Annotated in this window: 21 protein-coding genes; 16 read left to right on the top strand and 5 right to left on the bottom strand. The window is 68.0% G+C overall.

Annotation, left to right across the window (positions count from 1 at the left end; genetic code table 11):
* Positions 1 to 199: 199 nt before the first annotated feature.
* The 7 genes from AC1RM6_RS14360 to AC1RM6_RS14390 all read left to right on the top strand — a co-directional run bounded on the left by AC1RM6_RS14360 (position 200) and on the right by AC1RM6_RS14390 (position 6,151).
* Positions 200 to 670 carry an SUF system Fe-S cluster assembly regulator gene (locus AC1RM6_RS14360; RefSeq protein WP_493102321.1) on the top strand — a complete coding sequence of 157 codons (471 nt, stop codon included), beginning with the start codon at positions 200 to 202 and terminating at the stop codon, positions 668 to 670.
* Complete coding sequence (sufB, locus tag AC1RM6_RS14365; protein WP_493102322.1) at positions 667 to 2,172, top strand: Fe-S cluster assembly protein SufB; 1,506 nt, start codon at positions 667 to 669, stop codon at positions 2,170 to 2,172. Before AC1RM6_RS14360 ends, sufB begins: the two co-directional genes overlap by 4 nt.
* Positions 2,173 to 2,294: 122 nt before the next feature.
* On the top strand, positions 2,295 to 3,038 hold the full coding sequence (gene sufC, locus AC1RM6_RS14370; protein ID WP_493102324.1) for a Fe-S cluster assembly ATPase SufC: 744 nt from the start codon (positions 2,295 to 2,297) through the stop codon (positions 3,036 to 3,038).
* Positions 3,035 to 4,111: a SufB/SufD family protein gene (locus AC1RM6_RS14375; RefSeq protein ID WP_493102325.1), complete on the top strand. Its 1,077-nt coding sequence runs from the start codon at positions 3,035 to 3,037 to the stop codon at positions 4,109 to 4,111. Before sufC ends, AC1RM6_RS14375 begins: the two co-directional genes overlap by 4 nt.
* Positions 4,108 to 5,310 (top strand): cysteine desulfurase, encoded by a 1,203-nt coding sequence (locus AC1RM6_RS14380; RefSeq protein ID WP_493102327.1) that lies wholly within the window; start codon positions 4,108 to 4,110, stop codon positions 5,308 to 5,310. The genes AC1RM6_RS14375 and AC1RM6_RS14380 overlap by 4 nt, the downstream gene beginning before the upstream one ends.
* Entirely contained in the window at positions 5,307 to 5,798 is a 492-nt protein-coding gene (locus AC1RM6_RS14385; RefSeq protein WP_493102329.1) for an SUF system Fe-S cluster assembly protein, read from the top strand. The genes AC1RM6_RS14380 and AC1RM6_RS14385 overlap by 4 nt, the downstream gene beginning before the upstream one ends.
* Entirely contained in the window at positions 5,798 to 6,151 is a 354-nt protein-coding gene (locus tag AC1RM6_RS14390) for a HesB/IscA family protein (protein WP_493102331.1), read from the top strand. The genes AC1RM6_RS14385 and AC1RM6_RS14390 overlap by 1 nt, the downstream gene beginning before the upstream one ends.
* 142 nt (positions 6,152 to 6,293) lie before the next feature.
* Here AC1RM6_RS14390 and AC1RM6_RS14395 read toward each other — a convergent pair whose 3' ends face one another.
* Both AC1RM6_RS14395 and AC1RM6_RS14400 read right to left on the bottom strand, forming a co-directional pair.
* Entirely contained in the window at positions 6,294 to 8,726 is a 2,433-nt protein-coding gene (locus AC1RM6_RS14395; protein ID WP_493102332.1) for a S8 family peptidase, read from the bottom strand.
* Between the two features lie 206 nt (positions 8,727 to 8,932).
* Complete coding sequence (locus tag AC1RM6_RS14400; protein ID WP_493102334.1) at positions 8,933 to 11,161, bottom strand: S8 family serine peptidase; 2,229 nt, start codon at positions 11,159 to 11,161, stop codon at positions 8,933 to 8,935.
* Between the two features lie 211 nt (positions 11,162 to 11,372).
* Between AC1RM6_RS14400 and AC1RM6_RS14405 the strand changes: the two genes are divergently transcribed.
* The 3 genes from AC1RM6_RS14405 to AC1RM6_RS14415 all read left to right on the top strand — a co-directional run bounded on the left by AC1RM6_RS14405 (position 11,373) and on the right by AC1RM6_RS14415 (position 13,639).
* Complete coding sequence (locus tag AC1RM6_RS14405) at positions 11,373 to 12,044, top strand: pyrimidine 5'-nucleotidase (RefSeq protein WP_493102336.1); 672 nt, start codon at positions 11,373 to 11,375, stop codon at positions 12,042 to 12,044.
* On the top strand, positions 12,041 to 12,877 hold the full coding sequence (gene dapD / locus AC1RM6_RS14410) for a 2,3,4,5-tetrahydropyridine-2,6-dicarboxylate N-succinyltransferase (RefSeq protein WP_493102338.1): 837 nt from the start codon (positions 12,041 to 12,043) through the stop codon (positions 12,875 to 12,877). The genes AC1RM6_RS14405 and dapD overlap by 4 nt, the downstream gene beginning before the upstream one ends.
* A 153-nt stretch (positions 12,878 to 13,030) precedes the next feature.
* Positions 13,031 to 13,639 carry a DedA family protein gene (locus AC1RM6_RS14415; RefSeq protein WP_493102340.1) on the top strand — a complete coding sequence of 203 codons (609 nt, stop codon included), beginning with the start codon at positions 13,031 to 13,033 and terminating at the stop codon, positions 13,637 to 13,639.
* Here the strand turns inward: AC1RM6_RS14415 and AC1RM6_RS14420 are convergent.
* A complete protein-coding gene (locus AC1RM6_RS14420; protein ID WP_493102342.1) occupies positions 13,623 to 14,174 on the bottom strand; it encodes a TlpA family protein disulfide reductase in 552 nt (183 codons plus the stop codon). The two genes, AC1RM6_RS14415 and AC1RM6_RS14420, sit on opposite strands and share 17 nt — an antisense overlap.
* Positions 14,175 to 14,190: 16 nt before the next feature.
* Here AC1RM6_RS14420 and argH point away from each other — a divergent pair, with 16 nt between their 5' ends.
* The 6 genes from argH to AC1RM6_RS14450 are packed head-to-tail and all read left to right on the top strand — an operon-like array spanning position 14,191 to position 19,638.
* The gene (gene argH / locus AC1RM6_RS14425) at positions 14,191 to 15,567 is read left to right on the top strand and encodes an argininosuccinate lyase (protein WP_493102344.1); all 1,377 of its coding nucleotides are present in this window, start codon (positions 14,191 to 14,193) and stop codon (positions 15,565 to 15,567) included.
* On the top strand, positions 15,564 to 15,809 hold the full coding sequence (locus AC1RM6_RS14430) for a hypothetical protein (protein ID WP_493102346.1): 246 nt from the start codon (positions 15,564 to 15,566) through the stop codon (positions 15,807 to 15,809). Before argH ends, AC1RM6_RS14430 begins: the two co-directional genes overlap by 4 nt.
* Positions 15,810 to 15,819: 10 nt before the next feature.
* The gene (gene lysA, locus AC1RM6_RS14435; RefSeq protein ID WP_493102348.1) at positions 15,820 to 17,106 is read left to right on the top strand and encodes a diaminopimelate decarboxylase; all 1,287 of its coding nucleotides are present in this window, start codon (positions 15,820 to 15,822) and stop codon (positions 17,104 to 17,106) included.
* A complete protein-coding gene (gene galU / locus AC1RM6_RS14440; protein WP_493102349.1) occupies positions 17,103 to 17,969 on the top strand; it encodes a UTP--glucose-1-phosphate uridylyltransferase GalU in 867 nt (288 codons plus the stop codon). The genes lysA and galU overlap by 4 nt, the downstream gene beginning before the upstream one ends.
* An 11-nt stretch (positions 17,970 to 17,980) precedes the next feature.
* On the top strand, positions 17,981 to 18,739 hold the full coding sequence (locus AC1RM6_RS14445) for a precorrin-2 dehydrogenase/sirohydrochlorin ferrochelatase family protein (protein WP_493102351.1): 759 nt from the start codon (positions 17,981 to 17,983) through the stop codon (positions 18,737 to 18,739).
* Positions 18,736 to 19,638: a zinc transporter ZntB gene (locus AC1RM6_RS14450; RefSeq protein ID WP_493102353.1), complete on the top strand. Its 903-nt coding sequence runs from the start codon at positions 18,736 to 18,738 to the stop codon at positions 19,636 to 19,638. The genes AC1RM6_RS14445 and AC1RM6_RS14450 overlap by 4 nt, the downstream gene beginning before the upstream one ends.
* Before the next feature lie 106 nt (positions 19,639 to 19,744).
* Here AC1RM6_RS14450 and AC1RM6_RS14455 read toward each other — a convergent pair whose 3' ends face one another.
* The gene (locus AC1RM6_RS14455) at positions 19,745 to 20,797 is read right to left on the bottom strand and encodes an enoyl-CoA hydratase/isomerase family protein (RefSeq protein WP_493102355.1); all 1,053 of its coding nucleotides are present in this window, start codon (positions 20,795 to 20,797) and stop codon (positions 19,745 to 19,747) included.
* On the bottom strand, positions 20,794 to 21,462 hold the full coding sequence (locus tag AC1RM6_RS14460; protein ID WP_493102357.1) for a YggS family pyridoxal phosphate-dependent enzyme: 669 nt from the start codon (positions 21,460 to 21,462) through the stop codon (positions 20,794 to 20,796). Before AC1RM6_RS14460 ends, AC1RM6_RS14455 begins: the two co-directional genes overlap by 4 nt.
* Positions 21,463 to 21,473 lie beyond the last annotated feature (11 nt).

A 21,473-nucleotide genomic window follows, 5' to 3' on the forward strand; every position in this document is an offset into this window, starting at 1 on the left:
CGCCCTCACACCTGGCCCGACCGGCCTCGCGCCGGTCGGGTCGATTTTGCCCCGGCATGCCCCCCGAAGCTTCCCGCCTTGCCATCTCCCGCAATTCGCCGGTAGAGGCCCTTGACCCCGCGGCCTTGTGCGCCCAATTGGCAATCGGATCGAATCAATCCGATTGGACTTTTTGACCGATCGGTCTTCAGGGTTAGCCATGCGATTATCGAGCCTTGCCGATTATGCGGTGGTCATGCTGTCCGCCGCCGCGCGCCATGAGGGCGTCGAGCGGCTGAGCGCGAACCTGCTCGCCGACGAGACCGGGGTGCCGCTGCCCACGGCGCAGAAGCTGATGGGCCGGCTCGCCGCCGCCGGGCTGCTGGTGTCGGCGCGCGGCACCGGCGGCGGCTTCGCGCTGGCGCGCGACCCGGCCGCGATCAGCCTCGCCGACATCATCGAGGCGGTCGAGGGACCGATCGCGATGACCGCCTGCGTCGACGACCATCGCCATGATTGCGGCCTCGAAGGCGCCTGCCGGGTCAAGCCGCACTGGACCATGGTCAACGACACGATCCGCGGCGCGCTGGGCGGGGTCAGCCTCGCCACCCTCGCGGGTGCGAGCCGGCCTGCGTTGACCCAGGCTGCGACGATCCAGGCCGAAATATTGCAGCCGGGAGTAGGCGCATGACCGATATCGACACCAGCATCGACACTGGCAGCGCGCCGCTGAAGAACCAGGCCGCGCACGAGGCCGCCGACCGCGCATCGAATTACGAATGGGGCTTCACCAGCGACATCGAGCAGGATTTCGCGCCGAAGGGGCTGAGCGAGGACACCGTCCGCTTCATCTCGGCGAAGAAGAACGAGCCCGAATGGATGCTCGAATGGCGGCTGAAGGCCTATCGCCTCTGGCTGACGATGACCCCGCCCGACTGGGCCAAGCTCGACGTGCCGCCGATCGACTATCAGGACGCCTATTATTACGCCGCGCCCAAGGCGAAGGACGGCCCGGCCTCGCTCGACGAGGTCGATCCCGAAATCCTGCGGGTCTACGAGAAGCTCGGCATCCCGATCGAGGAGCAGAAGATGCTCGCCGGGGTCGAAGGCGCGCGCAAGGTCGCGGTCGACGCGGTGTTCGACAGCGTCTCGGTCGCCACGACCTTCCGCGCCGAACTGGAGAAGGCCGGAGTCATCTTCCGCTCGATCAGCGAGGCGATCCGCGAATATCCCGATCTGGTGAAGCGCTGGCTCGGCAAGGTCGTGCCGATGCACGACAATTATTTCGCCACGCTCAACTGCGCGGTCTTCTCCGACGGCACCTTCGTCTACATCCCCGAGGGGGTGCGCTGCCCGATGGAGCTGTCGACCTATTTCCGGATCAATGCCGAGAATACCGGCCAGTTCGAACGCACCCTGATCGTCGCCGACAAGGGCAGCCATGTCTCCTATCTGGAGGGCTGCACCGCGCCGATGCGCGACGAAAACCAGCTCCACGCCGCGGTGGTCGAACTGGTCGCGCTCGACGATGCCGAGATCAAATATTCGACCGTCCAGAACTGGTATCCGGGCGATGCCGAAGGCCGCGGCGGCATCTATAATTTCGTGACCAAGCGCGCTTTGTGCCAGGGCCGCAACAGCAAGGTCAGCTGGACCCAGGTCGAAACCGGCAGCGCGATCACCTGGAAATATCCGAGCTGCGTGCTCGCCGGCGACAACAGCGTCGGCGAATTCTACTCGGTCGCGGTCACCAACAACCGCCAGCAGGCCGACACCGGCACCAAGATGATCCATCTCGGCAAGAATACCCGCTCGACGATCGTCTCGAAGGGAATCTCGGCCGGACGCAGCGACAACACCTATCGCGGGCTCGTCCGGGTCGGCCCGACCGCCGAGGGCGCGCGCAACCACACCCAGTGCGACAGCCTGCTGCTCGGCGACCGGTGCGGGGCGCACACCGTCCCCTATATCGAGGTGAAGAACCCCTCGGCGCAGATCGAACATGAGGCGACCACCTCGAAGATCAGCGACGATCAGCTCTTCTACGCGATGTCGCGCGGCCTCGACCAGGAGGCCTCGGTGGCGCTGATCGTCAACGGCTTCGCCAAGGAAGTGCTCCAGCAGCTGCCGATGGAGTTCGCGGTCGAGGCACAGAAGCTGCTGGGGATCAGCCTCGAGGGCTCGGTTGGTTAAGTATCCAACCCATCACCGTCACCCCAGCGAAGGCTGGGGTCCATGGCTGTTGCCGCATAAGGCAGCGTTCGTGGAGAGAGACATGGATGCCAGCCTGCGCTGGCACGACGACAGGAAATAGAATGCTGAAGATCGAAAACCTCCACGCCGAAATCGACGGCAAGCCCATCCTCAAGGGGCTGTCGCTGACGATCGAACCGGGCGAGATCCATGCGATCATGGGGCCGAACGGCGCCGGCAAGTCGACCTTGTCCTATGTCCTGTCGGGCCGCCCCGGCTATGAGGTGACCGAGGGCAGCGCGACCTTCGATGGCCAGGATCTGCTCACGCTGGCGCCGCACGAGCGCGCCGCCGCCGGGCTGTTCCTGGGGTTTCAGTATCCGGTCGAGATTCCCGGCGTCTCCAACGTCCAGTTCCTGCGCGAAGCGCTCAACGCCCAGCGCCGGCTGCGCGGCGAGGCGCCGCTGTCGGGCGGCGATTTTCTCAAGCGCGCCAAGAAACAGGCCGACGAGCTCGGGCTGAGCATGGACATGCTCAAGCGCGCGGTGAATGTCGGCTTCTCGGGCGGCGAGAAGAAACGCAACGAGATGGTCCAGATGGGGATCATCGATCCCAAGCTGGCGATCCTCGACGAGACCGATTCGGGGCTCGACATCGACGCGCTGCGCACCGTCGGCCACGGCATCAACATGATCATGCGCAAGCCCGACAAGGCGGTGCTGCTGATCACCCATTATCAGCGGCTGCTCGACTATGTGAAACCCGACTTCGTCCATGTGCTGGCGGCGGGGCGGATCGTGCGCACGGGCGGCGCCGAACTGGCGCTCGAACTCGAGCGCGAGGGCTATGGGGCGATTGCGGCGTGACCCTCGCCCTCCCCACCTCGCGCGACGAAGCGTGGCGCTGGTCGGATCTGACCGCCCTGCCCGCGCTCGCTGAGGCGCGCGCGTCGGGCACCGCGATCGAACCGCGGTGGATCGGCAGCGGGCCGCGGCTGCTGTTCGTCGACGGTCGCTATGACGCGACCGCCAGCACCCCCGGACCCGTGGTCGTCGGCCCGACCGAGGCCGTATCCGATCATCCGCTCGCGAAGCTCGCGACCGGCCCCGGCTGGACGCTGACGCTGGGCAAGGACGAGGCGACGCCGAAGGGGGCGATCGAGATCGTCCATGTCGCGACCGGCGGCGCCAGCCATCTGCCCGCGCGAATCGTGCTGGCCGAAGATGCGCAGGCGAGCATCGTCGAGACCTATGTCGGCGACGGCTGGGCGAATGCGCTGACCCGGATCGAGCTTGGCCGCTCGGCACGGTTGATGCGGGCGATCCGGATCGTCCAGGCGAGCGGCTTCACCTCGCTGCGCGACGAGGCGACGGTCGGCGCGGGCGCGAGCCTGGTGACGACCGTGCTCGGCGCCGGCGACGGCGGCAGCCGGATCGACGGCCATATCGTCCTCGACGGGCCCGGTGCCTTTGCCGAGCATGGCGGCGCGCTGCTCGCGCGCCACAGCCAGCGCCACGACGCCGCGATCGTCGTCCGCCATGCCCGTGAGCAGGGCAGCAGCCGCCAGCCGTGGCGCGCGGTGGCCGACGACAAGGCGACCACCAGCATGGCGGCGCGGGTCGAGGTCGCGCGCGACGCGCAGAAGACCGACGCCGAACAGTCGCTGCGCGGGCTAATGCTCAAGCGCACCGCGACGGTGAACCTCAAGCCCGAGCTCGAGATATTCGCCGACGACGTCAAATGCGCGCATGGCGCCACCGTCGGCGAGCTCGACGATCGCGCGCTGTTCTACATGCAGAGCCGCGGCATCACCCCCGAGCGGGCGAAGGTGCTGCTGACCCATGCCTTCATGGCCGATGCGATCGACCGGATCGGCGAGGACGATGTGAGGGAGGCCTTCATGGCCGATGTCGACGCCTGGCTGGACGAACGCGCATGAACGCCGCCGCCACCAACTGGGCCGCAGATTTTCCGGCGATCGAGGCGGGCTGGCATTATCTCGACACCGCGGCGACCGCGCAGAAGCCGCGCGCGGTGATCGACGCGATCGAGACCGCCTATGCCCGCGACTATGCGACCGTCCACCGCGGCGTCTATCGCCGCTCGGCCGACATGACGATCGCCTATGAGGCCGCACGCCAGCGGGTCGCCCGCTTCATCAATGCACGGTCGGCCGACGAAGTCGTGTTCGTGCGCGGCGCGACCGAGGCGATCAACCTCGTCGCGCAGAGCTGGGGCGTCGCCAATCTGAAGGCGGGCGACCGCATCCTGCTGTCGCAGCTCGAGCATCACAGCAATATCGTGCCGTGGCAGCTGATCCAGGATCGGACCGGAGTCGCGATCGACGTCTGCCCGCTCACCGCCGACGGCAAGATCGATCTCGACGCCGCCGAGGCGATGCTGACCGAGCAACATAAGCTGGTCGCCTTCGCGCATGTCTCGAACGTGCTCGGATCGGTGCTCGACGCGAAGCGCGCGACCGAGCTCGCGCATCGGGTCGGGGCGAAGATCCTGATCGATGGCTGCCAGGCGGTGCCGCGGATCGGCGCCGACGTGCAGGCGATCGGCTGCGACTTCTACGCCTTTTCGGGGCACAAGCTCTACGGCCCGACCGGGATCGGGGTGCTGTGGACCAAAGGCGAGATCCTGAACGCGATGCCGCCCTGGCAGGGCGGCGGATCGATGATCGACCGGGTGACCTTCGCGAAAACGACATGGGCGCCCGCGCCGCAGCGTTTCGAGGCAGGCACGCCCAACATCGTCGGCGCGCTCGGCCTCCATGCCGCGATCGACTATGTCGAGGCGATCGGCCTGCCGGTGATCCACGCGCATGAGGTCGCCTTGGTCGCGCAGGCCCGCGCCGCGCTCGGCGCGATCAACAGCGTGACGCTGTTCGGGCCCGACGACGCCGCCGGAATCGTGAGTTTCGCGATCGAGGGGGTGCATCCGCACGACATCGGCACCATATTGGACGAAGGGGGAGTCGCGATCCGGGCCGGGCATCATTGCGCCCAGCCGCTGATGGAGCATCTCGACATCCCCGCGACCGCGCGCGCCAGCTTCGGCATCTATAATGGCGAGGCCGACGTCGCGGCGCTGATACAGGGAATCGAACGGGTGACGCGGATTTTCGGATGATGGACGAACAGCAACCTCACAACCTCGATGTCGAGGAGGTCACCGCGGTGGCCCCGCCGCCCAAGGCGCGTGTCGATCTCGACGCGATGAAGGGCGAAGCCGCCGACGAAGCCGGACGCAAGCCCGACTATCTCGAAGGCTTCCTGCAGGCCAAGCCGATGGCCGAAGCCGCAGGCGAGCCGGGCGGCGATCTCTACGAAGGCGTGATCGATGCGCTCAAGGAGATCTACGATCCCGAGATTCCGGTGAACATCTACGAACTCGGCCTGATCTACGGGGTCGATATCACCGCCGACAATCATGTGCTGGTGACGATGACGCTCACCACCCCGCATTGCCCGGTCGCAGAATCGATGCCGGGCGAGGTCGAGCTTCGGGTCGGCGCGGTGCCGGGGGTCGGGTCGGCCGAGGTCAACCTGATCTGGGATCCGCCCTGGGATCCGGGCAAGATGTCCGACGAAGCCAAGCTCGAACTGGGAATGCTCTGATGGCCACCACCACCCGCACCCGACCCGCCGCGCTGATCCTCACCCCGTCGGCCGACGCCCGCATCGCCACGCTGATGGCGAGCGCGCCGGCAGACGCCATCGGCGTCAAGCTGTCGACCCCGCGCCGCGGCTGTTCGGGACTCGCTTATTCGGTCGATTATGTGACCGAGGCCGATCCTTTCGACGAGAAGATCGTGACGTCGGGCGGCGACTTCTATGTCGACGGCGGATCGCTGCTCTATCTGATCGGCTCGACGATGGACTGGGTCGAGGATGATTTCACCGCGGGCTTCGTGTTCGCCAATCCCAACGCCAAGGGCAGCTGCGGCTGCGGTGAGAGTTTTACGGTCTGAATTCAATCACTTTTCTTTCGTCATGCTGAACTTGTTTCAGCATCCACCGTGTCACGGGGGAACGTTCCCGAGCTGAAGAGTGGATGCTGAAACAAGTTCAGCATGACGGTGTCGAGGAGCCATGCTCCCCCAATAGGCCGCCTCAGAAGCTCGCCGCGTAGCGGATGGCTGCGCCGCTGTCGGTGGGCGCGGTGGCATAGTTGCCGGGTTGGCGGCGCAGGAACAGATTGGCGTCGATCCAACCCGCCCCCAGCCGCCGGCCATAGCTGGCCTCGGCGTCGATCTCGCGGCCCGCAGGCGCCAGGCCCAGCCGCTCGCGCGAATAGCCCGTCACCCCGGTCGCATAGTCATAGCCGGTAGGGAGATTCAGATCATAGCCGCCGCTTTCGACCCGCAGCGGCTGCGTGATCCGGAAGCCGAAACGCTGGTCCTGACCAACCTTCGCGATATCGAGCGCGAAAGCGTTGACCGCGAGGCGGCCGCTGACCAGCGCGCCGCCGGTGTCGGCGCGGGTCCAGCCCTGGCGCGCCGCCGCGGCCAGCGACCAGCCATGGCCCAGCGCCCATTCGGCGCGGATATCGGCCAGCCGGGTCGTGGCCCCGCCGCCGCCCAGCGCCGCGCCGAAGCGCGCACCGAGCACCGTCCCGGTCTCGCGCATCATCGCGATCCCGCCCGACAGCGACAGCGCGCCGAAACGGCGGTCGAGCCGGATGCTCGCGCTTTGATAGGCATCGTCGCGGCCGCGGCCGATCCGCGATTCGGTCGCGGTCATGCGATTCGCTACCCCCTGCTCGCTGGCGATGGTGACCCCGGCAAAGCCGAGGTCGCGGCGCAGTGCGAAGGACTGGCCGCTGCGGGTGGCGAAGCCCGGGGTGGCGTCAGGCTCGCGCGCGACGACGAAGGGCAGGTCGGCACGGCCGTCGAGCATCGCCGCCAGCCGCCCGGCACCCTCGGCAAAGCCGAACACCGCGTCGGTGCGCGCGCCGAGCTTCGCCGCGACCCGGCCCGAGATCATCCGCGCGGTGCGGGCGTCGGTGTCGCTGAGGCCCAGCTTTCGGATATCGGCGGCCGGCTGCGCCAGCGCATTGCGGGCGATATTGAGCGAGACCGCGACCGTCCCCGCCGAAAAGCCGGTCGCGCGCATGTCGCCGACCAGCGCCGCCCCCAGCGGCCGGCTGAGCGGTGCATGCGCGAGGCTGCCGCCGAGATTCATCGTGAAGGCCCGGCCATAGCCGTCGATGACGACCGCACCGACCGACGCACCGGTCTGACTCGCGTCGCCCATCGCAGTGCCGAGCACGGCGTTGTTGCCGGTCGATACCGGGGTCGCGCTGCCCGCCAGGCTAGTCGATCCCTGCGGCTGGAACGCCTTGGTGAGGTTGAGGATACCGCGCCCGAACACATCGTCGACGCCCGTGCTGCCGGCATCGGTCGCGGTCGCATAAAGAAGGTCGACGATCTGCTTGCCGGTCAGGGTCGGGAAGGCCTGTTCGAGCAGTGCGATCGCGCCGGCGATCGCCGGCGCCGAGTAGGAGGTTCCCGAATAATAATAGTCGCTGCCGTCGTTGCTGAACGCGCGCGCGCGATCGCCGAGCGCGGCGAGATAAAATTGGCCATAGCCGCCGGCCTTGTTCGAGAAGCTGGAGATCGCCCCCGTCGAATCATGCGAGCCGGCGATGATCACCATGCCGTTCATCTGGCTGTCGGCGGCCATCAGCGCGAGAGCGTCGGGTGACGCCGCACTGTCGTTGCCGGCCGAGATCACGACGATGATCCCCGCCTGGGTCGCGGCACGGACCGCCGACACCAAAGTGCTGTTGCCGGCGCTGCCGCCGAGCGAGATGTTGATCACCTTCGCGCCATTGGTGCGCGCATAGTCGACCGCGCGGGCCAGCGAGCTGTCGCTATGCTGGCAGCCGGTGCTGCTGGCGCAGGTGCCGACCGAATCGGTGCGTTCGATCAAAAGGGTCGCGCCGAACGCCATCCCCAATATGTCCGATGCGTCGCGCCCGGCCGCGGCCACCGCCGCCACCGAGGTGCCATGGCCGCTCTCGTCGGTGATGCCGCGGTTCGAGACGATGTCGGTGCTCGCCGAATCGATGCGGCCGGTGAACTGGCCCTTGGCGTCGGTCACGCCCGAATCGAGGATCGCGATCTTGACCCCGGCCCCGGTCGCGCCCTGGCTGTAGGCCGCCAGCGCGTTGGCGGCCGTCGCCGCGTTCGAGCGCTGATATTCGGCATCATTGTAGTTGATGTTGCCGACATTGCGGGTGGCGACCGCAGGTGTCGAGGTTGGTGTAGGAGTTGGGGTTGGCGTGGGTGTCGGGGTGGGCGTTGGTGTAGGAGTCGGGGTCGGGGTCGGGGTCGGGGTCGGGGTCGGGGTCGGGGTCGGCGTCGGAGTAGGGGTCGGGGTCGGGGTCGGAGTAGGCGTCGGGGTCGGCGCGCTCGTCGTCGTCGATGCCGTACCGGTCGGGGTTGGAGTCGAGTTGACGCCGCCACCGCCACCACAGGCGGCGAGGACGAGGAACGGCAAGACACTGACGCAGCTGCGCGCGGCGGCCCGATGGTTACGCATGAAACGCTCCGAAACAAATTACCGGCGGAGCGTTCGCAGTTTATGGTTAACAAAATCTTGGATGCACCGAGCCATGGCCGCCGCGATCGCCAAGCCGGATCGGTCGGTCATGTCGACATCATGGAATCAAACGATAAATTTCCGGCGGGAGGGTCGATGGCGTTGCAATCCTTTGCAATCGCTATCCATCGCGCAGCCGCGAATGTTCAAAACGCGGCCTGGTAGCGAATCGCCCCGCCGCTGTCGGTGGGTGCCGTGGCGAAATTGCCGGGCTGGCGGCGCAGGAACAGATTGGCGTCGATCCAGCCTGCCCCCAGCCGCCGGCCATAGCTGGCCTCGGCGTCGATCTCGCGGCCCGCAGGCGCCAGGCCCAGCCGTTCGCGCGAATAGCTCGTCACCCCGGTCGCATAATCATAGCCGGTGGGAAGATCGAGGTCGTAACCGCCGCGCTCGACCCGCAGCGGCTGGGCGATCCGGAAGCCGAAACGCTGATCATAGCCGAGCTTCGCGATGTCGAGCGCGAAGGCGTCGACCGCGAGGCGGCCGCTGACCAGCGCGCCGCCGGTGTCGGCGCGGGTCCAGCCCTGGCGCGCCGCCGCCGCCAGCGACCAGCCATGGCCCAGCGCCCATTCGGCACGGACATCGGCCAGCCGGGTGGTGGCCCCGCCGCCGCCCAGCGCCGCGCCGAAGCGCGCACCGAGCACCATTCCGGTCTCGCGCATCATCGCGATCCCGCCCGACAGCGACAGCGCGCCGAAGCGGCGGTCGAGCCGGATGCTCGCGCTCTGGTAACCGGCATCGCGCCCGATCCGCAGGTCGGCGCTGCCGAGACGGTTGGCAACACCGCGCTCGCTTGCCACCGTCACCCCGGCGAAGCCGAGGTCGCGGCGCAGCGCGAAGGATTGGCCGTTGCGGGTGACGAAGCCCGGGGTCGCATCGGGTTCATGCGCGACGATGAAGGGCAGGTCGGCGCGGCCGTCGAGCATCGCCGCCAGCCGGCCGGCGCCCTCGGCGAAGCCGAACAGCGCATCGGTGCGCGCGCCGAGCTTCGCCGCAACCCGGCCCGAGATCATCCGCGCGGCGCGGGCGTCGGTGTCGCTGAGGCCTAGCTTTCGGATATCGGCGGCCGGCTGTGCCCGCGCATTGCGGGCGATGTTGAGCGAGACAGCGACCGCCCCCGTCGAAAAGCCGGTCGCGCGCATGTCCCCGACCAGCGAGGCCCCCAGCTGCCGGCTGCGCGGCTGATAGGCCAGCGTCCCGCCGAGATTCATCGTGAAGGCACGGCCATAGCCATCGAGGATGACGGTGGTGAGCGATGCCCCGGTCTGGCTGGCATCCCCCATCGCGGTGCCGAGTATCGCCTCGCTTTGGGTGGTGATCGCGATGCTGCTGCCGGCGAGGCTCAGCGCCCCCTGCGGCTGAAAGGCTTTGGTGAGGTTGAGCAGGCCATGGCCGAAGATGCTGTCGACCCCGGCCGCACCACCATCGGTCGCGGTGGCGTAGAGAAGATCGATGATCTGCCGGCCGGTCAGGGTCGGGAAGGCCTGGGCGATCAGCGCGATCGCACCCGCGATCGCCGGCGCGGCATAAGAGGTCCCCTGCGGCAGCCAATAGGCGCCGTTCTGATCGAAGGTGCGCGCGAAATCGCCCATCGCGGTCAGATAATATTGGCCATAGCCGCCGGCCTTGTTCGAGAAGCCGGAGGCATTGCCGGCGGCGTCGTGCGAACCGGCGATGATCACCATGCCGGCGACCATGGTGTCGCCGGCGAGCTGAGCGAAGGCATCGGGTGCCGCAGCGCCTTCGTTGCCCGACGAGATGACGGTGATGATACCCGCCGCCGCCGCGGCGCGCACCGCGGTCAGCAGGGCGCTGTTCGGGGCGCTGCCGCCGAGCGAGATGTTGATCACCTTCGCGCCGTTGGTGCGCGCATAGTCGATCGCGCGGGCAATGTTCGAATCGCTGTGCTGGCAGCCGGTGGCGGTGCAGCTGTTCACCGAATCGGTGCGCTCGATCAGCAGGGTCGCGCCGAACGCGACCCCCGCTATGTCGCTGCCGTTGCGCGCTGCGGCGGCGATCGCGGCGACCGAAGTGCCATGGCCGTTGGGATCGGATATGCCGCGGTTCGCGACGATGTCGGTGCTCGCCGAATCGATGCGGCCGGTGAACTGGCCGTTCACGTCGGTCAGCCCTGAATCGACGATCGCGATCTTGACCCCGGCGCCGGTCGCGCCCTGGCTGTAGCCCGCGAGCGCATTGGCCGCGACCGCGGTGTTCGACCGGCGATATTCGGCATCGTCATAATTGATATTGCCGACATTGCTGGTGGCGATCGTCGGGGCTGGTGCCGGCGTCGGGGTCGGCGTCGCACTGACCGTCGGGGTGGGCGTCGGGGTGGCCGTGGCCGAACCGGTCGGTGCCGGCGTCGAGTTCACGCCGCCGCCACCACCGCAAGCCGACAACAGCAATACAGGCCATATCGCGGCGCCCCCGCGCACGCGCTTCGCAATCCTACGCATCTACGCCCCCCAACAATCGCGCAGGGACGTGGCAGCCGCGTGCTGCGCCATGCTCAAGCGGCGACGTCCCCCCGATCCGGCCCGAAATGGTTGCGGTCGCCCCACCGACCGGCTAGTCCGCGGCGCCATGCCCCCCGGTCTAAGCCATATTCAAAGCTGGATCTTCGATCTGGATAACACAGTTTATCCGGCATCGGCAGACCTGTTCGGGCTGATCGACGTCCGCATGGGCCTTTATGTCCAGCGGCTGCTCGGGCTCGATCCGCAGGCGGCGCACGAGGTCCAGAAGCGGCTGTTCCACGAACATGGGACGACGCTGTCAGGGCTGATGCAGACCCACGACATCGACCCGCACGAGTTCCTCGCCTTCGTCCACGATATCGAGATGGACGTGCTGCAGGAGGACGAGCGACTGGTGCGCGCGATCGCGAAACTGCCCGGGCGCAAGCTGATCTTCACCAATGGCGATGCCGACTATGCCGGGCGCGTCCTCGCCAAGCTCGGGCTGTCGAAGAGCTTCGAGGCGATTCACGACATCCACGCCTGCGCCTATCAGCCCAAGCCCGATCCGCGCAGCTATGCGAGCATGACCCAGGCGCTTGCGGTCAATCCGACCACCGCGCTGTTCGTCGAGGACATGGCGCGCAACCTGAAGCCGGCCAAGGCGATCGGGATGACGACGGTGTGGATCAACAATGGATCCGAATATGGCGCCCACGGCGCCGACAGCAGCTTCATCGACTATGAGATCGGCGATCTCAGCGAATGGCTGCACGAACTGACAGGGGATATGGAATGAGTGATCTGCAGACCGTGATCGAACAGGCGTGGGAAGACCGCGACTCGATCGGCTTTTCGACCAAGGGCGCGGTGCGCGACGCCGTCGAGGAGGCGCTGCTCGCGCTCGACGCCGGCACCCGCCGGGTTGCCGAAAAGGGCGCCGACGGCGGCTGGACGGTCAATCAGTGGCTCAAGAAGGCGGTGCTGCTGTCGTTCCGGCTCAACGACATGGAGCTGATCGCCGGTGGCCCGGGCAGCGGCAATTCAACCGCGCACTGGTGGGACAAGGTGCCGAGCAAGTTCGCCGGCTGGGGCGAGGCCGAGTTCCGCCAGGCGGGCTTCCGCGCGGTGCCCGGATCGATCGTCCGGCGCGGCGCGCATGTCGCCAAGGGTGCGGTGCTGATGCCAAGCTTCGTCAATCTCGGCGCGTTCGTCGGCGAGAACAGCATGGTCGACACCTGGACCACGGTCGGCAGTTGCGCGCAGATCGGCCGCAACGTCCATCTGTCGGGCGGGGTCGGCATCGGCGGGGTGCTCGAGCCGCTCCAGGCGGGCCCGGTGATCATCGAGGACGACTGCTTCATCGGCGCGCGATCGGAGGTCGCCGAGGGCGTGATCGTCGAACAGGGCGCGGTGCTGTCGATGGGCGTCTATCTGGGCGCGTCGACCAAGATCGTCGATCGTGCGACCGGCGAGATCGTCTACGGCCGGGTGCCGGCCTATTCGGTGGTCGTGCCCGGATCGATGCCTGGCAAGGATGGCGGTCCGGGACTTTATTGCGCGGTGATCGTCAAGCGGGTCGATGCGCAGACGCGGTCGAAGACCGGGATCAACGAGCTGCTGCGGGATTGAGCCGAATGTCCGGCTGTCCCATCGGCGGCCGGATTTCATGACGACGGCGCGCGTTCTTACCGCCTGAGATCCCGGCCTTCGCCGGGATGACGAGGGGAAGAGCGCGCGCAAACGCCGCTGGCCACCCTGCCCCGCCCCGCTATGGTGCGGTGGATGTCTTTCATCGGCGATCTCGTGCAACATTATGGCCCCTGGGCGGTCGCGCTGGGGGCCGGCTTCGAGGGCGAGACCGCGGCGGTCGCGGGCGGGGTGATGGCGCAGCGCGGCCTGATGCCGCCCTGGGCCGCGTTCATGGCAAGCAGCGTCGGCGCGGTTTTCGCCGACCAGATCTTCTTCCTCCTCGGCCGCCGCTTCCGCGACCGGCCGTTCGTGGCCCGCACCCGGCAGCGTCCCGCCTTCGCGCGCGCGGTCGGCTTCATCGAGCGCTATCCCACCGCCTATATCCTGGTGTTCCGCTTCCTCTACGGGCTGCGGACGGTCAGCCCGATCGCGATCGGGCTGACCCGGATCGATCATCGGCGATTCATCGCGCTCAACATCGTCGCCGCGCTGATCTGGTCGGCGGTGTTCACCTCGATCGGCTATCGGTTCGGACCGGTGGTCGACCGGTTGCTCGCAAGGCTCCTGCCCTACAAGACCGAACTGCTGATCGCGGTGCCGACCGTGGGAGCCTGCATCCTGCTATGGGTGCTGTGGCGGCGGCATCGCAGACGCACCACCACTGCCGAAGCCGCCGGCGGGTCGATCAGCCCGGCGGATTGAGCGCGTCGTCGATCAGCTTCTTCGCGCCCGCGCCGCCCCAGTCCATCGCCCCCATCACCCGCCACTGCTCCTTGCCATGCGCGTCGAAGAAGATCGTCGTCGGCAGCGTGTCGGTCTGGAACGCCTCCATCAGCACATTCTGCTGATCGAGATATTGCGGCAGCGCCTTGAATCCCTCCTTCTGGAAGAAGGGGGTGACGACCTTGGCGCCTTCGAGATCCTGGCTGACGGTGATCAGCCGGAAGCGGCCGGCCTCCTTTTGCGCGATCGCATCGAGCGCCGGCATCTCCGCCTTGCACGGCGCGCACCAGGTCGCCCAGAGATTGACCATCAGCGGTTTGCCGCGAAATTGCGCCAGGCTGGCGGGCCCGCCGCCGGGTGCGACGAACGGAATCGCGGGAATTTCCTTGCCCCGCTGACTGATATCGACCCGACCGACCGATTCGGGCGGTACGCCGCCTTGCGGTGACTGTTGGGGTTTACTATCGCAGGCGACCAGCGCGAGCGCGAGGAGACAGGCAATTAGCGGCCGCACGGAAGACTCCAACAAGATGTGGGGAGGGCGCTTCGCGGAAGGGCCCGCCGCGGTGATGCGTGAGATTAACGCCTCCATACCCTTCGACAAGCGGCTTTGGCGACAGGACATTGCCGGATCGCAGGCGCATGTCGCGATGCTCGCCGACCGCAAGATCGTCAGCCAGGCCGATGCCGAGGCGATTTCGGGTGGGCTGGCGACGATCGAGGCCGAATATCGCGCACAGGGTGTGCCGGTCGATCTGGCGCTCGAGGATATCCACATGGCGACCGAGACCCGGCTCGCCCAGCTGATCGGCCCCGCCGCCGGCCGGCTCCACACCGCGCGGTCGCGCAACGACCAGGTCGCGACCGATTTCAAACTGTGGGTCCGCGACGCGATCGATTCGGTCGAGGCCGGGCTCGCCGCGCTCCAGACCGCGCTGGTCATCCGTGCCGAAGAACATGCCGCGAGCGTGATGCCGGGCTTCACCCATTTGCAGGTCGCCCAGCCGGTCACCCTCGGCCATCATCTGATGGCCTATTATGAGATGATCGGCCGCGACCGCAGCCGCTTCGCCGATGCCCGCGCCCGGCTCAACCGCTGCCCGCTCGGCGCGGCCGCGCTCGCCGGCACCGGCTTTCCGATCGACCGCCACGCGACCGCGGCGGCGCTCGGTTTCGACGCCCCGACCGACAATTCGCTCGATTCGGTGTCCGACCGCGACTTCGCGCTCGATTATCTGATGGCGGCGACCCAGGCCTCGCTCCATCTGTCGCGGCTCGCCGAGGAATTCATCATCTGGGCAAGCCAGCCTTATGCGTTCGTGTCGCTGCCCGATGCCTATTCGACCGGGTCGTCGATCATGCCGCAGAAGCGCAACCCCGATGCCGCCGAACTGGTGCGCGGCCATTCGGGGCGGATCGCCGGCTGCATGACCGCGCTGGTGATGACGATGAAGGGGCTGCCGCTCGCTTATTCGAAGGACATGCAGGACGACAAGCCGCCGGTGTTCGAGGCGCACGACCTGCTGGCGCTGTCCATCGCGGCGATGACCGGCATGGTGGAGACCGTGACCTTCAACGCCCCGCGGCTGCGCCAGGCGGCCGAAGCGGGCTTTTCGACCGCGACCGATCTGGCCGACTGGCTGGTGCGGATCGCCGATATCCCGTTCCGCGAGGCGCACCACATCACCGGCACCGCGGTGAAGCTGGCCGAACGCGAGGGGCTGGCGCTCGACAGGCTGCCGATCGAGGCGTTGCAGTCGATCGATCCGCGGATCGACGACCGGGTCTATGCGGCGCTGTCGGTCGATGCCTCGGTCGCGAGCCGGGCGAGCCATGGCGGTACCGCCCCCGACCAGGTGCGCGCGCGGATCGCCGACGCCAAGGCCGCGCTGGGGATCGCGTCATGACGGCGAGACTGCTCCCCGCCGCCGCACTGATGCTCGCGCTTGCCGGCTGCGGCGGTCGCGAGGTGCTCAAGCCCGCCGAAGGCCATGCGATGCCGCAGAAGCCCGCAACCGCGGCGATCCAGCCGGACATCAACGCGCTGCTCAAGCCGCCGGTCGAATCGCGCCCGCAGCGCACCGATGATGTCCTCCGCAAGTCGGAGGAGCGCCCCGACGACCGTTTCAACCTGCCCCCGCCGGGCTGACAAGAGACCCATGGACCATTTCACGCTCAAGGACGGCGTCCTGCACGCCGAAGACGTTCCGCTGCCCGCGATCGCCGAGGCGGTGGGCACCCCCGTCTATGTCTATTCGACCGCGACGATCGAACGCCATGCCGATGTCTTCAAGGCCGCGCTGGCGGGCGTCGAATCGGGCGAACAAGGTCCGCTGATCGCCTTTGCGATCAAGGCCAACCCCAATCGCGCGGTGGTCGCGACGCTGGCGAAGGCCGGGTTCGGCGCCGACGTCGTCTCGGGCGGCGAATTGCTGCGCGCGCTCGCCGCCGGGGTCCCGGCCGAGCGGATCGTGTTTTCGGGGGTCGGCAAGACCGCCGAGGAAATGCGGCTCGCCCTCGACCGCGGCATCTATCAGTTCAACATCGAATCCGAACCCGAAGCCGAGATGCTGTCGGACGTCGCCCTGGCGATGGGCCCGACCGCGCCGGTGGCGTTCCGGGTCAATCCCAATGTCGTCGCCGGCACCCATGCCAAAATCTCGACCGGTGGCGCCGAGGACAAGTTCGGGGTCGCCTATGACCGGGCGATGGCGGCCTATGCCCGTGCCGCCGAACTGCCCGGACTCAAGGTTCGCGGGATCGCGGTGCATATCGGCAGCCAGCTGACCGACCTCGGCCCCTCGCGCGCGGCGTTCGAGAAGGTCGGGGCGATGATCGCCGAGTTGCGCGCCGCCGGCCACGACATCGTCACCGCCGATCTCGGCGGCGGGCTCGGCGTGCCCTATGATCCGGCCAAGCCGGTGCCGCCGCTGCCCGACGCCTATGGCGCGATGGTGCGCGAGGTGACCCGCGGCTGGAACGTCCGGCTGATCTTCGAACCCGGCCGGGTGATCGTCGGCAATGCCGGGGTGCTGCTGAGCCGGGTCATCCGGGTGAAGCCGGGCGTCACCGACCCGTTCGTGATCGTCGATGCGGCGATGAACGATCTGATGCGCCCCAGTCTCTACGACGCGTGGCACGACATCCGCAGCGTCACCCCCGATGGGGCGGCGATGACCGCCAATATCGTCGGGCCGATCTGCGAAAGCGGCGACACCTTCGCCAAGAAGCGGCCGATGGATGCGGTGCAGGCGGGCGATCTCGTCACCTTCATGACCGCCGGCGCCTATGGCGCGACGATGGCGAATACTTATAATTCGCGCGCGCTGACCCCCGAAGTTCTGGTGTCCGGTCACAATTGGGCGATAGTCCGGAATCGGCAGCCGCTCGAAGCGTTGATCGCGGCCGACACGCTGCCGCCCTGGTTGGATGAGGAGATCGCATGAAGCCGGTACGCAAAGCCATTTTCCCGGTCGCCGGTTTCGGCACCCGCTTTCTGCCCGCGACCAAGGCGGTGCCCAAGGAGATGCTGCCGGTGGTCGACCGGCCGCTGATCCAATATGCGGTCGACGAAGCGAAGGCCGCGGGGATCGAGCAGATGATCTTCGTGACCGGCCGCAACAAGGGATCGATCGAGGATTATTTCGACCGCGCCTTCGAGATCGAGACCGACCTCGCGATCAAGAACAAGACCGCCTTCCTCGACATCCTCGAACAGACTCGCCTCGCCCCCGGCAAGGCCGCCTTCGTCCGCCAGCAGCAGATGCTCGGCCTGGGCCATGCGGTCGCCTGCGCGCGCGAGCTGGTCGGCGACGAGCCGTTCGCGGTGCTGCTGCCCGACGAACTGCTGTGGAACCCGGCCTCGCCCTGCCTCGCGCAGATGAGCAAGACCTATGAGGCCAAGGGCGGCAATGTCGTCGCGGTGCTCGAAGTGCCCGCCAGCCAGACCCACAAATATGGCATCGTCGACCCCGGCCTGATCGACGGGCGGGTGACCGAGATCAAGCGGATGGTCGAAAAGCCCCCGCAGGGCACCGCGCCGTCGAACCTGGCGATCGTCGGCCGCTATATCCTCCAGCCCGACATCTTCGACCTGCTCGACAAGGGCGAGCGCGGCGCGGGCGGCGAGATCCAGCTGACCGACGCGATGGAGAAGCTGATCGGCGTCCAGCCCTTCCACGCCCAGACCTTCGACGGCACCCGCCACGATTGCGGCGACAATGCCGGTTTCATCCAGGCCAATGTCGCGCTGGCGCTCGAGCGGCCCGAAATCGCCGATTCGATCCGGGCGTTCATCAAGACGCTCTAGGCCCCGGCCCCATGGACAGCCTGCCGGTCTTTCTGAAGCTTTCGGGAAAGCCGGTGATCCTGGTCGGCGACGGCGATGCCGCTGCCGCCAAGCGCCGGCTGATCGAGCGCGCCGGCGGGATCGTCGCCGACGAGAGCGCCGCGGCGCGGATCGCGATCGTCGCGGTCGAGGATGCGCACGAAGCCGCCGCGGCCGCGGAACGGCTGCGCGCGCAGGGCATTCTGGTCAACGTGACCGACCGGCCCGACCTGTGCGACTTCACCATGCCGGCGATCGTCGATCGCAGCCCGGTGCTGATCGCGATCGGCACCGGCGGCGCCTCCGCCGGGCTCGCCAAGGCGCTGCGCCAGCGGATCGAGGCGCTGCTGCCGGCTTCGCTCGGCGCGCTCGCCCAGGCCCTGTTTGCGGCGCGCGACGCGATCCGCGCGCGCTGGCCCGAACCGGCCGATCGCCGCCGGGCGATCGATGCCGCGATCGACGGGCCGCTCGACCCGCTGTCGGCCGGATCGCACGACCGGGTCGAGGCTTGGCTCACCGATCCCGCCGCAACGGCGGCGGCGCGGCTGGTCACGATCGGGCTGCGATCCGCCGATCCCGACGACCTCACCCTCGGCGAGGCCAGGCTGCTCGGCCAGGCCGACCGCATCTACCACCGGGCGGATGCGCCGGCCGCGATCCTCGACCGTGCCCGCGCCGATGCCGTCCGGCTGTGTGCGGCCGCGCCCGCATCGCTCGAACCGGGGCTTTCGATCGATCTGGAGCAACCATGACGCGCGGCTGGGAAATCAAGCAGAACGGCTTTTGCTGGGTCCATCTCGATGGCCGTGAGGAGGAGACCCAGCGCTGGCTCGACGCCCAGAATCTGCCGCTGACCGCCCGGATCGCGCTGACCGCGATCGAAACCCGGCCGCGCTGCCAGCCGCTCGACGAGGGCACGCTGATCAACATGCGCGGGCTGCGCCAGAATCAGAACGACAAGGGCGACATGCTCGTGTCGATCCGGCTCTGGGCCGAGCCTGGCCGGGTGATATCGGTGACCTTCCGCCGGCTCGCGGGAATCGACGAACTGCGCACCAAGATGGATTCGGGCGCCTTCAAGGATCCCGGCGACCTGATCGCCGCGCTGGCGATCAAGATCACCCACCAGCTCGACCCGGTGGTCGCCGATCTCGGCGATTCGGTCGACGATTGCGAGGTCGCGCTGACCAGCGAGCGTGCCTATGAACTCCGCCGCCACATCGCCGAGGCGCGCAGCGAGGCGATCAGCTACCGCCGGTTCGTGGTGCCGCAGCGCCAGGCGCTCGAGACGATGGCGCTGCTCGACACCGCCTGGATCGAGGATGACGACCGCATCCACCTGCGCGAGGCCGCCGACCGCTTCGCGCGGATGGCCGAGGAGCTCGAGGCGGTCCGCGAGCGATCGGCGCTGCTCCACGAGCAGATCACCGATCTACGCGCCGAGCGGATCGACCGCCGCTCGCTGGTGATCGCGATCGTCGCGATGATCTTCCTGCCGCTGACCTTCGTCACCGGGCTGTTCGGGATGAATGTCGACGGCATCCCCTATGCCCACCACCCCTTGTCCTTCTGGGCGGTGACCGGATTCTCGCTGGCGGTGGCGGTCGGGGTTACGCTCTACTTCGTCGTCGCGCGCTGGTTCAAAAGTTAAGCGGTTCGGACCTTAATCCCGTTCGTGTCGAGCGCAGTCGAGACACGCTCCACCACCGATGCGTGTCTCGACTGCGCTCGACACGAACGGAAATGGAGGCATCAAACTATTCAAGCGGCTCGGGCGTCCAGGCCTCATCGGCCGGCAAGGGCGCGAACAGCGCCGCGATCATCTCGTCGGTGACCGCCTCGGGGCTCGGCGGGCGCCAGTGCGGGCTGTTGTCCTTGTCGATCAGCAGCGCGCGCACGCCCTCGCGGAAATCGGGGGCGACCGCGACCCGGGTGGCGAGGGCATATTCGGCCGCCATCTCTTCGGCGAAATCGCCGCGCGTCGCCCCGCGCCGGATCAGTTCGAGCGAGATCTTGCACGCCGATGGCGACTTCGCCCGGAGCGTCTTCAGCTCCTTGGCGGCCCAGTCGGACGGATCCTCGGCAAGGCCCGCCACGATATCCTCATAGCGGTCATGGCCGAACAGCCGGTCGATCCGCTCACGGTTGCGCTCGATCCGCGCCGGCGGCGGGGTGGTCGCGGCTTCGGCGAGAAGCCGATCGATCGCGGCGGGATCGGCGACGATCGCCGCCTTGAGCGCGGGCAGCGCGTCGGCCGGGACATGATGGGTCGCCAGGCCGAGCGCGAGCGTCTCGGCCGCATCGAGCCGCGCACCGGTGAGCGCGAGGAAGGCGCCGAGCGCGCCTTCGAGCCGCGACAGGAACCAGCCGCCGCCGATATCGGTGAACATCCCAATCCCGGTCTCGGGCATCGCCCACAGCGTGTTTTCGGTGGCGATCCGGTAGCGCGCCGGCGCGGCGATGCCGACTCCGCCGCCCATGGTGATCCCGTCCATGAAGCTGACGATCGGCTTGGGGTAGACGAACATCAAATGGTTGAGCCGATATTCGGCGTGGAAGAAGGCGCGCGCATCGCTGCCGTCGGCGGCGCCCTCGGCCGAGAGGAAACGCACGTCGCCGCCCGCGCAGAAACCGCGGCCCTCGCCATGCTCGACGATCACCAGCGCCACCCGATCGTCGCCGATCCAGGCGACGAGCTGGGCGGTCATCGCCTCGCACATCGCCAAAGTGAGCGCGTGGATCGCCTTGGGGCGATCGAGGATGATCCGGCCGACCTGGCCGTCGACCGCGAAGCGGACCCCGACGCTCATCCGCGCGCCCCGAACAGCGCCGAGCCGACCCGGACATGGGTGGCGCCGAGCATCACCGCGGTCTCGAAATCGGCGGACATGCCCATGCTGAGCTTGGCCAGTTCATGGCGCTTGGCGAGCTTGGCGAGCAGCGCGAAATAGGGCGCCGGCTCGACATCGGCGGGTGGCACCGCCATCAGTCCGACCACCGGCAGGCCCGCGTCGCGCGCCGAGGCGAGGATCGCCGGCAGATCGGCGATCGCACAGCCGCCCTTCTGGGCCTCCTCACCGATATTGACCTGGATGAAGCAGTCGGGGCGCTTGCCCGCCTTGTCGATCGCGCGGGCGAGCGCGTCGATCAGCGACGGCCGGTCGACCGAGTGGATCGCGTCGAACAGCGCGACCGCCTCGGCCGCCTTGTTCGACTGGAGCTGGCCGACCAGATGGAGACGGACCGGCTGCGCGGCGATCAGCGCCGGCCATTTATCCTCGGCCTCCTGTACGCGGTTTTCGCCGAAGCTCGCCTGGCCTTCGGCGATCAGCGGGGCGATCGCCTCGACCGGCTGGGTCTTGGAGATCGCGATCAGCTCGATCGTCGCGGGATCGCGGCCGGCGATTCCGGCGATATGGGCGATGCGGTCGCGCACCGCCTGGAGAGGGCTTTGGGTCGGGTCGATCGTCGGCATTGCCGTGCTAT

The sequence above is a fragment of the Rhizorhabdus sp. GW822-FHT03C02 genome, assembly GCF_058801765.1.

What these genes read in the sequence shown, in the direction of transcription:
- AC1RM6_RS14360 (WP_493102321.1), top strand. Translation starts at nt 200, where the DNA reads ATGCGATTATCGAGCCTTGCCGATTATGCGGTGGTCATGCTGTCCGCC.
- sufB (WP_493102322.1), top strand. Translation starts at nt 667, where the DNA reads ATGACCGATATCGACACCAGCATCGACACTGGCAGCGCGCCGCTGAAG.
- sufC (WP_493102324.1), top strand. Translation starts at nt 2,295, where the DNA reads ATGCTGAAGATCGAAAACCTCCACGCCGAAATCGACGGCAAGCCCATC.
- AC1RM6_RS14380 (WP_493102327.1), top strand. Translation starts at nt 4,108, where the DNA reads ATGAACGCCGCCGCCACCAACTGGGCCGCAGATTTTCCGGCGATCGAG.
- AC1RM6_RS14385 (WP_493102329.1), top strand. Translation starts at nt 5,307, where the DNA reads ATGATGGACGAACAGCAACCTCACAACCTCGATGTCGAGGAGGTCACC.
- AC1RM6_RS14390 (WP_493102331.1), top strand. Translation starts at nt 5,798, where the DNA reads ATGGCCACCACCACCCGCACCCGACCCGCCGCGCTGATCCTCACCCCG.
- AC1RM6_RS14395 (WP_493102332.1), bottom strand. Translation starts at nt 8,726, where the DNA reads ATGCGTAACCATCGGGCCGCCGCGCGCAGCTGCGTCAGTGTCTTGCCG.
- AC1RM6_RS14405 (WP_493102336.1), top strand. Translation starts at nt 11,373, where the DNA reads ATGCCCCCCGGTCTAAGCCATATTCAAAGCTGGATCTTCGATCTGGAT.
- dapD (WP_493102338.1), top strand. Translation starts at nt 12,041, where the DNA reads ATGAGTGATCTGCAGACCGTGATCGAACAGGCGTGGGAAGACCGCGAC.
- AC1RM6_RS14415 (WP_493102340.1), top strand. Translation starts at nt 13,031, where the DNA reads ATGTCTTTCATCGGCGATCTCGTGCAACATTATGGCCCCTGGGCGGTC.
- argH (WP_493102344.1), top strand. Translation starts at nt 14,191, where the DNA reads ATGTGGGGAGGGCGCTTCGCGGAAGGGCCCGCCGCGGTGATGCGTGAG.
- AC1RM6_RS14430 (WP_493102346.1), top strand. Translation starts at nt 15,564, where the DNA reads ATGACGGCGAGACTGCTCCCCGCCGCCGCACTGATGCTCGCGCTTGCC.
- lysA (WP_493102348.1), top strand. Translation starts at nt 15,820, where the DNA reads ATGGACCATTTCACGCTCAAGGACGGCGTCCTGCACGCCGAAGACGTT.
- galU (WP_493102349.1), top strand. Translation starts at nt 17,103, where the DNA reads ATGAAGCCGGTACGCAAAGCCATTTTCCCGGTCGCCGGTTTCGGCACC.
- AC1RM6_RS14445 (WP_493102351.1), top strand. Translation starts at nt 17,981, where the DNA reads ATGGACAGCCTGCCGGTCTTTCTGAAGCTTTCGGGAAAGCCGGTGATC.
- AC1RM6_RS14450 (WP_493102353.1), top strand. Translation starts at nt 18,736, where the DNA reads ATGACGCGCGGCTGGGAAATCAAGCAGAACGGCTTTTGCTGGGTCCAT.
- AC1RM6_RS14455 (WP_493102355.1), bottom strand. Translation starts at nt 20,797, where the DNA reads ATGAGCGTCGGGGTCCGCTTCGCGGTCGACGGCCAGGTCGGCCGGATC.
- AC1RM6_RS14460 (WP_493102357.1), bottom strand. Translation starts at nt 21,462, where the DNA reads ATGCCGACGATCGACCCGACCCAAAGCCCTCTCCAGGCGGTGCGCGAC.